This is a genomic window from Amphritea sp. HPY (genome assembly GCF_050870985.1).
GTDB lineage: Bacteria > Pseudomonadota > Gammaproteobacteria > Pseudomonadales > Balneatricaceae > Amphritea.
In genome coordinates this window covers 4960586-4973761 of record NZ_CP194015.1, presented here as the reverse complement: position 1 = coordinate 4973761, position 13176 = coordinate 4960586, and the positions used below count along the sequence as shown (strand labels likewise).

The following is a 13176-nucleotide window of genomic DNA, read 5'->3' as shown; positions in this document are numbered from 1 at the left end:
TAATGCCAAATATCATAAGCCGTTAGAAGACAGAAATTCTTTAGAATCATTTAAGTGCATTAATTTTTTCACACGCATATAGTTTCTGAATTCTATGGCCTTTCTTCCCCCAACAAATGTGGTAGATGACCAGTGTGAAAACTCATCTTCTGAAACATCTTTTAACTCATAAATAACACAAGGATCCAAAATCTTGTTGTTAATTGGAAACGCTGTTTGTAAGGCCTCCCAAAGTTCCGCTTTTATAAAATAAACGGCAGGTATATTTGGAAACAGCCTAACTTCTTGATGTATTTCATTACGAGAAATAAACCTATTGCCAGCAGCGTCAATATACATAGTTTGAACTGGTATGCTACCGATATGCCACTGCCTTGCATTTACAACGCTTAGGATATAACGCCTAAATATTTCCCTACTATCCATGTTCGAACCCAGTAACATATCTGCATCCCACTTACAGATAACACTATATCCACATCGACTAACACACCAATTATAATAATAGGCCAGGCTTCTTAGAGAATTCGCCTCTGTAGCTTGATGTTCTGACCCACACTTAGCTACGGTAAAAGGATAGGAGTGCACTACAACTCTATCACCCAAAACATGCTCAACTTTGAATTTTTCAACAAGTTCTTTAGTTGAATCTTTACTGCCATTATCAATAACTACAATCTCATCGAATAAATCTACGATCGACTCCAAACAAGAAACAATACGCCTTTCTTCATTTTTAACTCTCAGCATTGCACTGGCACCAAGCAGCTTCCCTTTCTTTGTCAGTACAAAATTATAGTCAGAATCACCTTCGATATTATGAAAAACTCTATCCTTTAAAATAGCACGACCAATGATTCTTTTAATCCTGCCAAGGATCAATCTAAGTAACCCTTTACACTTCCAAAAGAGCATTACAAGCAAAGGTCTTAGTTTATTTTTAACATACGATATTTTTTTTAAAACTGATGAAAATTGAGAATAGTGACAAGGCAACATGTTAACCTTTGCTATAAACTTTTCCAGAGCCGAGAAGTCTTTTCTTATCAAAAGTTTTAAAACGTTTTGTCCTACACTTGTCAAAAATCCACTTTCTTCTATCTCCTTTACATCTACTTGATCTAGTGTTGCGGAAACATATGCTAATAGTTCTTGCCGTTCATTATAATCAAGATCATTGAAAGCCCTAACAATAAGCTTAGTACTCCAATAATGATTTAATCTAAAGGCCCAATAGTTCACAAAAGGCTCATTTATTCCTTCAATATTATTTGAAACAATTCTCGCTGCGTCTTCTTCTTCTAAATAATCCTTTAAAGCCCAAGGCTTTCGCATCAGACTGACGTTATCAACTCTGTATGCATAGAACATATCAGGTATAGATGAAATTTTATTAGCACATTTTAGAGCTGAAGATAAAAATATCGCATCCTCTCCCAAATTAATACCCGGTACAAACCTAAGATTGTGTTTATCTACAAAGTTCTTTCTGAAAAAATACAAATAGACAGATCTATAACTCCAAAACTCACGATTCTTCTTGAAACTACCATTAACAATATTTTCTGTTTTAAAGATAGGCCGTGAAATATTATCATTATCAGCGTGTAATCCGTCAAATTTCAGAATATCACAGTTGTCAATTTCGGCTGTCTGATAGAGGGTATTAAGCATATTTTTATCTAGCCAAAAGTCATCACTATCCAAATGGATTATATATTGACCTCTCGCAATAGAAACACCGCTATTTCTTGCCTCAGGTAATCCTTTATTCACTTCATGATCGATATGGAAAACTCTACTATCATTTTCAGCATAATCATTAATAACATCTGATGATCCATCTAATGAACAATCATTTACAATGATAACTTCAATATCATCTAGAGATTGTGACAGAACAGAATCCAGGCATTGTTCTAAATACACCTCTGTATTATATACAGGTATTATTACGCTAACCTTGACTTGATTCATTTTACTCTCTGCAAATCGCAAACTATGCCCTCTCCCTGAAGAACTCATTTCGCGAACGTTATGTATTTAATAATTATCTACATCCAAGATAATAATTATTATGATTCAGTAGATATGGACATTCTCAAGAAATCTAATTTGTCTAACATCACTAGAGTAAACATCCAAAAACCCTTCAACTTGAGGCTTTTTAAAGGGTGAAAATTTGAAACCAATTTTTGTTCTATCAAGAATATTTGATAACGACTGTATCACGCATGAGGATTTATTACGGGGAATGAAGAATCTTCCGGCCTTCATTAACTTACATGCATAGTGATTCATTGATACTCTTGACCTTTCAGACTCAAGATACTCCCAACTCTCACTTCCACCAAAAACCCTGTCTATTACATATGGTAAAGACGCAGTGTAGTTTTCATATCTTATTACGTTGATCCTGGATTCAGGAAAAACTCGACGAATTGATTCAATAACTGGCAGCCAAGTTTGATTGTAATTTCCAGAGTACACGTTTTCAAATTTGTTATACGGCCAATGTCTTAATGACTCACAGTATATTGATGGTAAGAACCCATCCATGCTCCGTATGCTGAACCATATTTCAACTTCATCAAAAGACTCTGTAAAGTGAACAAAACTACTCAATCTTTTTGCAATATCAGAATATAAAAAAAAATGTTTGTATATATCCTTAGTCTCACCCGAAAGGTTTTCTTCAGAGATCACTAATGTATCAGGTGAGCTACTTTTTAGCTTATCAAGATATCTTTCGCATAGTGTGTAATTTAAGCACCCATCGCGCCAATTCAGTTCTTTTCTAAACTCCTCCATAGAAATATAATTAATATTTCTATTGTAAAGGTGTCGATTAACCTCAAGCACGTTCTGAAAATGTGTTGTAGCTGTTTTATGTGCTCCCAGGTGTAAATGTAACTTCATCTATAAGCACCTACATCAACCAGCCGTTCCTTATAAAACTCCATCCATTGCCCTATCACTACCTCATTGCTGAATCTATGCTTTACAAGCTGTCTCGCCTCTCTGCCAAATTGGTGATATGAATCCCTTAATTTGACCATTTCGAGTAAGCTCAAATAAAGCCCGTCATCTTCCAACGGGCAGTATAATAAGCCAGTAACATTATGCTGCACAATATCGCTACATCCTGGAACACTTGGCGCTACAATTGGTCTTCCACACGCAGCCGATTCTATGAGTATTCTAGGAACACCTTCGCCATATGTAGTTGGCAGGCACACTATATCTACCTGAGAAATCAAACCAGGCATATCCTGAACATTGCCATGCCATATAATATCGCCGTCCCCCGCCCATTGATTAATGATTTCATCAGGAATCGCATTTTTTGCGTCAGTATCTTGTATGCCAGCTACATGCAACTCAATATGAATATCCTCGACTTTTAATCTTTGACATGCTTCAACAAGGCATCCCAGCCCTTTCGACCAAAGTAATCTTGAAGCAAAAAGAACTTTAATAGCTCCACCCGTTGTTCGCTTCGTATAAGAAAACTTAGTAATATCAACGCCAGCCCCATCTATGACTATAGGTTTAGAATTAGGCTTTAACTTCTCTATATGAGATCTATCATCTGAATTTTCCAGAACAATATCACTTGGCAATGATAATCGTAAAAGAAACTTTATTAATCTTTTCAATCTCAAATTATCATCATTACTGTTCACCAGCCCAAAACCAACAAGACTGGCAATAGCTTTAACATTTAGAATCTTTGAAACAATACCGCCATAAATCACAGGCTTTATAGTTATCAAATGTGTCAAATCAGGATTCAACTTCAAGTAATACCTAAAGATAGTCATGAGCGTATAAAACTCATAAAATATATTTATACTTATTCGTCTCAGCCTCATCTGATGAACAGTAAATCCACGACTTTCCATATCCAGCAAGTGCTCAGAAGATGTGATTGTTGTCAACACATGAACATCATAACCTTTATCACGCATTGCTTCGGCACGATCAAGCCAATGCAAACAAAAGTACCAATCAACATTAACCACATATAATATTTTCAACTGATTACCTACTATTTATTATTAGCAACTTCTTTTTTAATTTTTATAATGGAAAACAAACGATAAATTTCTAACAGATTCATTACCATTAAACGTGGACTCGTAAATATACATCGAATTAATGATTTAATCTTATGAATAATAGAATATTCATAATGAAAAGTAGCTCGTACATATTTGAACATTAGAATTTTTTTTGCATACCGTGTATCCATGTCATCTTTAGATTCTGAATACAACAACAAGTCTTCATAGGCTCCTTCAGCCTCAGCCGGAGACAAAGATACATTTTTATTTTCGGCATCCTGGATCAAGAAATTTAAATACACTGTTGATCTATATCTTAACTCTTTCTTATCAAAAAAATCTCCAATGTTATCTTTAACAATTTCTTTAGAAATTTCTATTTGCTTCGAATAATATCTTGATGAAATTTGATCTTCATGGCGATTATACAAAAGAAGATACGATCTGAGATTATGCAGTTTACCGTATGCAGATAATTCATTCCAAAGGACGTAATCTTCAGCGTAACGGTATTCTCGTCGATAACGAATATTATTTTTCTTTATAGTACCAGAACGAATCATTACTGAGGGATGACATATATTTCGCTCAAAAAACTTCAACGCCGACATTATCTCACCATGCTCTGTTGGATACGCCATCGCAGATTGATCACCCTTTTCATTAAAATTAACAATCGAAGATCCGCAAGCCACATAATCAGGGTTAGACTCTAAGAATTCAACTTGCTCTAAGAAGCGTTGCGGCATAGAGATATCATCATCATCCATTCTCGCTATATACTTACCATTAGCCTTCGAAATAGCGATATTCAACGCCTCAATTATTCCGACATTATCCTCTAGGTCAACTATCTTTATTCGAGCATCTTCATAACCAGTCATTAACTCTAGCGTCTTATCAGAAGAGCCGTCATTAACTATGATCAACTCAAACTCTTCATAAATTTGCAAGAGGATACTATCGATTGCTCGGCATATGAATTTTTCAGCATTGTATGCTGGTAGCAACACCGATACTAGTGGATTATCAGTCATGCTGACTGCCTTTGTTTTATTACTTTAGAGCGCGAAAAACCCACCCAATCACAAATAAGCTGAAATTTTAATGATGAATTTGAACAGTTATTTTCTTTTTTCCACTCTTCCCACACAGCATCTTCCGAATAATAATTGCGAAGCAGTGTATAATCTTTCTTGTAATATTTAAGTAGCTTTCTTACTTGACCTGCACTTAAATCTTTTAACGACAACTTTTTTCCTCCTGTCTGCTTATGTTCAAACGTAACCTCTCGTTCGAACACTTCAGAAAGATCTGACTCGAATTGTGAGATATCCTCCATTCTATATACATCAGTAAAATAGTTGAGCCCCTCACCTTCCATAAAGTAAGAAACTGGCCTGACATGGTGCTTTATCACACCTATATTTAAATACACTCCTAAATTATCGACAAACTGATCCAGAGTAGGGTCAAAATAGGGGATAGTGTCGTAGTATTTACTTGCCTTTTCTCTTATATATTTTTCACTTAATTCTTTATGATAAGTAACTCTATTACTGTAAGCTGATAACAAACGCTTCACCGGATCTCTAATTACAACAAATCTTCTTTCACATCCATCCATTTCGGCTAACTTATTCATTTTAACATATTGATGAATGTGCATTCCTGATTCATCTCTAGAAAACCGCTTCTGTTCATCAATTTCATACAAAGCTGTTTTAATACTAGTACAAGCAACCTTAGGAAAATATCTGTAACCTAACTTGCCTCCACTCAACAAATAACCTTTCATTATTTTACTTCCAACAACTTTAACGCAGGTTTACTAATTTTATTAAACTTTATCATCAATAATAATAACTGGCTAATTAACAAGCCAGACTGCCTAATCATAATTAAACCAACCACCATCAAAATCAGCTCTAAGGCTGAACTATTAAATATTGAGTCATACACAATATAAAAGAATGAAGTTAGAAAAATGAGCTTTGCTATACCATTTAGCATCTTATCAGGACTCTCATTAAATCTCTGCAAGGTTGAATGTTCATACCTACCAACAGCCATAAAAAAGATAGCAGAAATAACCAACACTAGAAAAAAAACTAACAAAAGCTCTGGATAGATAAAATATACAGTTATAGAACAAGACAAACAAAACAAAAATAACGCATGCGATAACATGCAAATATCAACATTCTTCTTTATTTTTTCTATTGCTTCTACACCAAATTCTTTCTTGGATATATTAGCGATCTTATCTACTTTTGTTTTAGAAACATTTACTGCCAATTTCGAAAAAAGTGAAGATAAAACCATAAAAATTAACATTAAGACACACAGCAAGCCAACGAATTGAACTTTATTCTCAAAATATTGAGACAATATCCCTGGAACTTCCTGAGCTGGAGCTAAAAACAGGATTATCTTAATAGGTAGAATCATTGATATGAATATCAAAACTTTAGCCAACAGCTTATAAAGCACGCCTAGCACAAAGCCCTTAAAGTCTAACTTCATTAAAAACATTGAGAATGATAAGAAAAACAACTTACCTTCTACCAACTGACGAAAGACGCTTCCTGATGAATTATCACTCATAAGCCTATAAATACCACTTAGTAATTAATTTTAATTCGTACGAGCTCAAAGAGATATAAAACTTTTTTTCTGGAAGGGTGTGTGAAGGGGAAGGGATGTTGAGAGGTGTATAGCAATCCGAACTGAGAGTCTGCTTTTTCTTGCTTAACATATCCAAAATATTATCACTCTCAGGTCTATTCAAATCATATTCAATAATAAACTATTGTAATCCGTTACTCCTAAACAAGCGTCCAATGACTACCAACTCATTTTAATTTTATGACAGGTATTAATTTCACAGTTAGTTTGATTTTATCAATCAATTCAGTTTGCGCTCCTGCCAATCCCCTTCAGTCTACCTGTTCGCATTCCATTCTATAAAACAGAGTAATCATAGCGCCAGGCAGATACACAAGGCACCTACAACTGACATAAATGATATCACAACATGTCTTATACCTGCATGGCATTAGCCATTTGAGTTTAGATTGCAGTACCATATAACAATCACAAGCTTGGCATCAAATTTCCTTTCGGAAACTCCTACTCCTGGCGGTATAATTTATTTCACAAAGTAATCTATACAGTCACGATTTCCAGTTCGGCTTTGTGTTGCCCTGATACAGCATCTCTTATCATGTTTATCAAGCCAAACATCTAAGCAATCAAAACTTAAACTGTATCAACAAATATCTCTCCATCTGCAATTAGAATAACTTTAACACCCGAAATAGTCTGATCGTGGTATATGCTACCAAATGTACAGATTTATCAGGAGATACTTATTACTACTTCTCAAACAAACCAACCTTACTCTTCACCTGCTTGGTTTCAATTACCTGAAGCGCACTCTAGAAGCAATACGGTATTGATCATTGGCACAGGCATAGCCGGATGTTCAACAGCCTATTCCCTAGCTCAGCGAGGCTGGAAGGTTATGCTGATTGACCGTAATGATTCTATAGCCCAGGAAGGTTCTGGTAATCGTCAGGGCGCGCTTTATGCCAAGCTACCGGTACAACCGATTCCGGCCAGCCAGATACACCTGGCAGGCTTTCTTTATAGCAGTAACTTTCTGACCCGTGAGCTGCCCGATGATCGTAATATCTGGTCACCTTGTGGTTTGCTTCAGATCGCGGCTAACGATAAGGAGCAACAGAAGCAGGTTGATCTGGTGGCTTCAGGTAATTATCCACGATCATTAGTACAACACTTGAGTCAGGCTGAGGCTTCGCAAGTTGCAGGCACCTCTGTTACCAATAGCGGTTTGTTCTTTCCTGATGCGGGCTGGGTTACGCCGCCTCTGCTGTGCCAATGGTTAAATCAACATCCGAATATCACGCTTAAGCTCAGCCAGGAAGTTACTCAGCTTGAATACGATGCCGTGCGCAAACAGTGGTCCGCTCTATCTGATCAATCAATTATTGGCAAAGCTTCCGTTGCCGTTGTTGCTTCTGCGGCCGATAGCGCTCGCTTCGTTCAGCTCAATCACCTTCCGCTGCAGAAAATCCGCGGTCAGGTTTCTATTGCAAAAACAGACGATACGACAACTAAGCTAAACACTGTTCTTTGCAGCGAGGGCTATATATCCCCGGCAAAAGAAGATCGATTCTGCTTCGGCGCAACCTTCGATCTTAAAGATGAGGGTACCGATATACGGCCCGATGGGCACAGTCATAATATCGGCAAGATAGCTGATATGGCTCCCGACCTTGCCGTGTCAATTACTCAAAGTACGCCTGTCGATCAGTTTCATGGGCGGGTCGCTTTTCGTTGCGCCTCCCCTGACAAGCTACCAATTGTTGGCCCGGCACCGGTTTTCGATGCTTTTTGTGAAGATTACGCGAAGTTACGGAATGATCGAACCATTAAAATCGAAACACCGCCGCAGCATTACCCTGGCTTATATGTTAATCTCGCGCACGGATCTAAAGGGCTAATCACTGGTCCAATCAGTGGAGAGATCATTGCTGCTATGCTTGAAAATGAGACTTTACCGATCGCAAATGAGTTGATCGATAAGCTCAATCCAGCACGGTTTATCATCAAGAATCTCATCCGTCGGGCGATATAGGCAGTATATTTATCTAAAAGGTAAGCGGTTTTTTCTATGGCACTGGTAATTTACGATCAGGGATATCGTATTCAAACCCCGGTAAAATCAATATTCAGACCGGGCGGAGTGGAACAACTTAGTGAACCTGCCCCTGCAGCGGAGACTGCAGGCCAGCATGATCGTGAACGGGTTAATCCGGTTCCTCCCCGCGAGCAAAAAAGCAGCCCTTCCGGCGGAAAGGCCCGTCAGGTGGCTAGCCTGTATAAGCAAACCGGCGGTAGCAGCCCAAAAGAGGAGCAGCCGCGTAGCTACATTCCAGCCTCTCTGATCATGTCGCATCCGGTGCAGGCTGTCATGCAAGGTAGCTCTATCCAGTCGGCATTTTACAAAATGCGCCAGTTTGATATCAGCCACCTGCTGGTATTGTCCGGTTCAGGGCGAATTATGGGCGTTATTACCGAAAAGCTTCTACTGCAGCATCTGACAGCACTCATTGCCAGTCGTGCAACACTTGAAGACAGTATTGAAGGTTGTTATTCGACTAAGATCATTACTGCCACACCGGATACTAATATTCGCCAGTTGGCCGTCAGCTGTGTCGAGCACCAGCTGTCCTGTATCCCGATCGTTAAGGATAATGGTAATCTCAACGGGATTGTCACCCGTACCGATCTGTTACAGTCTTTGATTAATAATGAGTGGCTGGATAGCCGTTAGAATTAACGGCTATTAGAACTACTCTATAAAAACAGGCTTTAAAAGGCTCGACTTAAGAGGGCCGACTTTAAGAAGATTAACAATGATCAGGTCTTACCACCAGGCAAGGGGTTTGCTTTCCCCTCTTTTCCACCTACTGCTTCGCGATAATCCTTATCAGTTGGCGCGGTAGTATCCTCAACAGCGCTTTTACCACCAAACAAACCTGACAGAAATTTAAATACCTTCTGCACTCCGCGCCAGATTTTTGGCAACGCCCAGATCAGCAAGATAATAAATAGTAGTAAAGCCCCCAGGAACCACAGAGGATGATTCAAAGCAGCCCAAAGACCTGCTAATACGGCGATATCTTCGGTAAACGAAGCTGCCCAGTTTGATACAGGTTCTGGCGAGGTGTTGATCATCACCCTGGTACCGGCCTTCAGGGCGTGACTGGATGCGGCAAGTGATCCACCTACCAATGCCGCGGCAACGACAACCGCTTCATTCATATCGCCGACAGCGCCAGCTGCCAGCGCGGCACCCGCGGGTATACGGATAAAGGTATGCAGGGTATCCCAGCCGGAATCGACGCCGGGGATCTTATCGGCAAAAAACTCAACGCAGTACATAAAACCTGCGGCCATCAGTACCAGAGGATCACCCACAACTTCAAGGCCTGCGGGCAATTCCATATGCCCCATGTTGGACAGGACGCCCAACATCAGGATAGTGGCATACAGGTTGATACCACTGGCCCAGCCCACTCCCATCGTGAGGGCGATCAGCGCCGTTATCTGTTCCAGTTGATCCATAGTAATTACCCTCCAAACGGTTGGAAGAGCAATTCCAAGCGTCGTTAATCAAGCATATTACTGGCCACTATATTGCATTGGCCTGTACTCTGACTGAACAGGACCACCACCTCACCAGAGATCAAGCGGGCTTTAACCTGCTCAACCCGTTGTTCGATGCCTACCTCTGTTTCACCATAGTCTGTGCCATCGCGGGTGACAAACTCTTCAATCATATTACGCAGAGTATCAGCAGGAAGTTGTTGTATCGGAATTATCATATCGACTATTCAGTATTTAAAAAATTTACCAGGGCCAGCGAAAGAAGCTACCCGCCCGCTCTCGAATTCTCGGACAGAATTTAAGCTGTTCCCTGTATTCAGCGGCCCGCAGATCCACCTGTTCAGACTGTCGGCTAAGCACAAGGTCAGGCTGCTGCTGGAAACGATGAAAACCACCATGCCCCAGACGTGATGCAAGATATAGCTGACCAGCCTGCTCCATCTTCAATTGATTACGCTCTACTGCAAGGCGGCTATGCCAGCCAATAAAGTCCAGCGCCGAATCGACATCGGCAGGCGATGCATCCCAGGCCTCAGTACTGATACGGTACTGCTCCCAATCACCCGCTACCGGGTCGATATAACGGCTGCTTTCGGTACCAATCTTAAGATTCAGTTCGGCCAGCGATACATAGATCGGTATCCCCCAGCGAGACTCTGCAGCAACCGCACCATCAAGCCATGCATTATTTGACTTAAGTGCCTCACAAAAATCGGAACTCGGTTGCTCTTCGATAACCGGCAACAAAGTCTCCACCTTGCTACAGCCGGTCAGCAGAATCAGGCTGGCCATAACTGCGGTAATCAATGCTTTCATTGGCTTTCGCCCCGTAATTAACTGTTTAACTGCTCAAGTAAAGCGATCATTGCCGCTTCATCTAAAATCGGAATTTCCAGTTCTTCTGCTTTCTGCAGTTTAGAACCTGCGCCGGGGCCTGCAACAACACAATCAGTTTTCTTTGATACACTACCGGCTACTTTGGCCCCCAGCGCCTGAAGCTGTTTCTTTGCTTCGGCCCGGCTCATCAGCTCCAGCGTGCCGGTTAAAACATAGGTTTTGCCATCCAGCGGCAACGCCTGATCTGAGACCTCAATATCCTGCCAGTGAACCCCCGCACTAATCAAGGCTTCAATCACCTCAAGATTGTGCTGCTGATGGAAAAAGCTGACGATATATTTCGCTACAATCGGCCCGATATCTGACGCCTGCTGCAGAGCCTCTTCGTCGGCAGCCCTGATCGCAGGCAGGGACCCAAAATGTAACGCCAGGGTTCTTGCCGTCGCTTCGCCTACTTCCCGGATACCCAGGGCATAGATAAAGTTTGCCAACTCAATCGCCTTGCTTTTCTCGATGCTATTGAGCAGTTTGGTCGCCGACTTATCACCCATCCGCTCCATACTGGCCAGCTGACGGTGATGTAAACGGTACAGTTCAGCCGGGCTATGTACCAATTCCCGTTCGACTAGTGCGTCGATCAGCTTTTCACCCAGACCATCGATATCCATCGCCTTACGTGACACATAGTGCTTCAGCGCTTCTTTACGCTGGGCCGCGCAACTCAGGCCACCGGAACATCGGGCTACTGCTTCATCTTCAATGCGCACCACTTCAGAATCACAGACCGGACAGGTTGCCGGCATCTGCACCGGCTCAGTCCCTTCAGGACGGCGCTCTTGCACCACACTGACCACCTGAGGGATTACATCGCCGGCCCGCCGGATAATGACACTATCGCCAGAGCGTACTCCCAGACGTTCCACTTCGTCCATGTTGTGCAGGGTCGCGTTGCTCACAGTAACACCGCCAACAAAGACCGGTTCTAACCTGGCAACAGGCGTTACCGCCCCGGTGCGACCAACCTGGAATTCGATCGCGCGAACCCTGGTAATCTCTTCCTGAGCGGGAAACTTGTGAGCAATGGCCCAACGCGGTGCCCGGGATACAAAACCAAGCCTTTGCTGCAAACCGATATCATTGACCTTAAATACGATACCGTCGATCTCATACGCCAGCTCATTGCGCCGCTCGGCAAGCTCAGCGTAATACTCCATACAACCGGTTGAGCCTTTAACAACCGCCATCTCAGCATTGATCTTCAATCCCCAGGTCGCCAATTTATGCAGTATGTCTGTGTGGCTGTGGGGTAGCTCACCGCCTTCGACGATACCTACGCTGTAACAGCACATTTCCAGCGGCCGGGAAGCGGTAATCTTAGGATCCAGCTGACGCAAGCTACCCGCCGATGCGTTTCGCGGGTTAACAAACGGCTTATCACCGTGCTGTTCTGCGATCTGATTGAGCTTTGCAAATCCCTGCTTAGGCATATAGATCTCGCCGCGCACTTCGAGGCGTACAGGGTAGCCATCGCCCATCAGACGCAACGGAATAGAGGGGATAGTACGTACATTCAGGGTGATGTTTTCACCGGTGGAACCATCCCCCCGGGTCGCACCACGCACCAACACACCATCTTCATACAGCAGGCTGACCGCAATACCATCCAGCTTCGGCTCGCAGGCATACTCGATCACCTGATCATCAACCAACTTGAGACGATCATACAGACGCTTTTCAAACGCCTGCATATCCTCAGTGCTGAAGGCATTATCCAGCGATAACATCGGCATCTCATGACTAACCTGACTAAACGCCGACAACGGCTGCGCCCCGACCCGCTGGGTTGGCGAATCCCCAGTAATAAGTTCGGGATGCTCTTGTTCAAGCGCTTTTAACTGGTGGAATAGACGATCATATTCAGCGTCAGGAATTGTCGGATTATCCAGCACATAGTACTGATAATTATGTTGCTGTAACTGCTCACGCAGCTGACTGATCAGCTGCGTTATGGATAGTTCAGAACTCATTCAGGGGTCCGGTCGGTTGTACTGGCGGGAACGGCTGGTAATTAGCG

Annotated in this window: 12 protein-coding genes; 2 read left to right on the top strand and 10 right to left on the bottom strand. The window is 41.8% G+C overall.

Features of this window, described 5'->3' with window-relative positions:
- Positions 1 to 12: 12 nt before the first annotated feature.
- The 6 genes from ACQUQM_RS22090 to ACQUQM_RS22065 all read right to left on the bottom strand — a co-directional run bounded on the left by ACQUQM_RS22090 (position 13) and on the right by ACQUQM_RS22065 (position 6674).
- Positions 13 to 1977 (bottom strand): glycosyltransferase, encoded by a 1965-nt coding sequence (locus ACQUQM_RS22090; protein ID WP_432472025.1) that lies wholly within the window; start codon positions 1975 to 1977, stop codon positions 13 to 15.
- Positions 1978 to 2082: 105 nt separating this feature from the next.
- A complete protein-coding gene (locus ACQUQM_RS22085) occupies positions 2083 to 2919 on the bottom strand; it encodes a hypothetical protein (protein ID WP_432472024.1) in 837 nt (278 codons plus the stop codon).
- A complete protein-coding gene (locus ACQUQM_RS22080; protein WP_432472023.1) occupies positions 2916 to 4040 on the bottom strand; it encodes a glycosyltransferase family 4 protein in 1125 nt (374 codons plus the stop codon). The genes ACQUQM_RS22085 and ACQUQM_RS22080 overlap by 4 nt, the downstream gene beginning before the upstream one ends.
- Positions 4041 to 4051: 11 nt before the next feature.
- Positions 4052 to 5104, bottom strand: a complete 1053-nt coding sequence (locus ACQUQM_RS22075) for a glycosyltransferase family 2 protein (protein ID WP_432472022.1) — start codon at positions 5102 to 5104, stop codon at positions 4052 to 4054.
- Positions 5101 to 5865 (bottom strand): sulfotransferase family 2 domain-containing protein, encoded by a 765-nt coding sequence (locus tag ACQUQM_RS22070; protein ID WP_432472021.1) that lies wholly within the window; start codon positions 5863 to 5865, stop codon positions 5101 to 5103. Before ACQUQM_RS22070 ends, ACQUQM_RS22075 begins: the two co-directional genes overlap by 4 nt.
- A complete protein-coding gene (locus ACQUQM_RS22065) occupies positions 5865 to 6674 on the bottom strand; it encodes a hypothetical protein (RefSeq protein ID WP_432472020.1) in 810 nt (269 codons plus the stop codon). The genes ACQUQM_RS22070 and ACQUQM_RS22065 overlap by 1 nt, the downstream gene beginning before the upstream one ends.
- A gap of 730 nt (positions 6675 to 7404) precedes the next feature.
- Here ACQUQM_RS22065 and mnmC point away from each other — a divergent pair.
- On the top strand, positions 7405 to 8730 hold the full coding sequence (mnmC, locus tag ACQUQM_RS22060) for an FAD-dependent 5-carboxymethylaminomethyl-2-thiouridine(34) oxidoreductase MnmC (RefSeq protein WP_432472019.1): 1326 nt from the start codon (positions 7405 to 7407) through the stop codon (positions 8728 to 8730).
- Between the two features lie 36 nt (positions 8731 to 8766).
- Positions 8767 to 9429, top strand: coding sequence for a CBS domain-containing protein (locus tag ACQUQM_RS22055; protein WP_432472018.1), 663 nt, complete (start codon positions 8767 to 8769; stop codon positions 9427 to 9429).
- Between the two features lie 86 nt (positions 9430 to 9515).
- Here the strand turns inward: ACQUQM_RS22055 and ACQUQM_RS22050 are convergent, their stop codons facing one another.
- From ACQUQM_RS22050 to ligA, 4 genes are read right to left on the bottom strand one after another with little or no spacing between them, the layout of a single operon-like run.
- Positions 9516 to 10223 carry a DUF4126 domain-containing protein gene (locus tag ACQUQM_RS22050; protein WP_432472017.1) on the bottom strand — a complete coding sequence of 236 codons (708 nt, stop codon included), beginning with the start codon at positions 10221 to 10223 and terminating at the stop codon, positions 9516 to 9518.
- 44 nt (positions 10224 to 10267) lie between these two features.
- A complete protein-coding gene (locus tag ACQUQM_RS22045) occupies positions 10268 to 10483 on the bottom strand; it encodes a YheU family protein (protein ID WP_432472016.1) in 216 nt (71 codons plus the stop codon).
- Between the two features lie 25 nt (positions 10484 to 10508).
- Positions 10509 to 11081, bottom strand: a complete 573-nt coding sequence (locus ACQUQM_RS22040) for a hypothetical protein (protein ID WP_432472015.1) — start codon at positions 11079 to 11081, stop codon at positions 10509 to 10511.
- Between the two features lie 17 nt (positions 11082 to 11098).
- A complete protein-coding gene (ligA, locus tag ACQUQM_RS22035; RefSeq protein ID WP_432472014.1) occupies positions 11099 to 13129 on the bottom strand; it encodes an NAD-dependent DNA ligase LigA in 2031 nt (676 codons plus the stop codon).
- Positions 13130 to 13176: the final 47 nt, after the last annotated feature.

Bases quoted from the DNA above. Each gene is read 5' to 3' on its own strand.
- ACQUQM_RS22075 (WP_432472022.1), bottom strand. From the start codon at position 5,104: ATGACTGATAATCCACTAGTATCGGTGTTGCTACCAGCATACAATGCT.
- ACQUQM_RS22040 (WP_432472015.1), bottom strand. From the start codon at position 11,081: ATGAAAGCATTGATTACCGCAGTTATGGCCAGCCTGATTCTGCTGACC.
- ACQUQM_RS22070 (WP_432472021.1), bottom strand. From the start codon at position 5,865: ATGAAAGGTTATTTGTTGAGTGGAGGCAAGTTAGGTTACAGATATTTT.
- ACQUQM_RS22045 (WP_432472016.1), bottom strand. From the start codon at position 10,483: ATGATAATTCCGATACAACAACTTCCTGCTGATACTCTGCGTAATATG.
- ligA (WP_432472014.1), bottom strand. From the start codon at position 13,129: ATGAGTTCTGAACTATCCATAACGCAGCTGATCAGTCAGCTGCGTGAG.
- ACQUQM_RS22050 (WP_432472017.1), bottom strand. From the start codon at position 10,223: ATGGATCAACTGGAACAGATAACGGCGCTGATCGCCCTCACGATGGGA.
- ACQUQM_RS22065 (WP_432472020.1), bottom strand. From the start codon at position 6,674: ATGAGTGATAATTCATCAGGAAGCGTCTTTCGTCAGTTGGTAGAAGGT.
- ACQUQM_RS22085 (WP_432472024.1), bottom strand. From the start codon at position 2,919: ATGAAGTTACATTTACACCTGGGAGCACATAAAACAGCTACAACACAT.
- mnmC (WP_432472019.1), top strand. From the start codon at position 7,405: ATGCTACCAAATGTACAGATTTATCAGGAGATACTTATTACTACTTCT.
- ACQUQM_RS22090 (WP_432472025.1), bottom strand. From the start codon at position 1,977: ATGAATCAAGTCAAGGTTAGCGTAATAATACCTGTATATAATACAGAG.
- ACQUQM_RS22055 (WP_432472018.1), top strand. From the start codon at position 8,767: ATGGCACTGGTAATTTACGATCAGGGATATCGTATTCAAACCCCGGTA.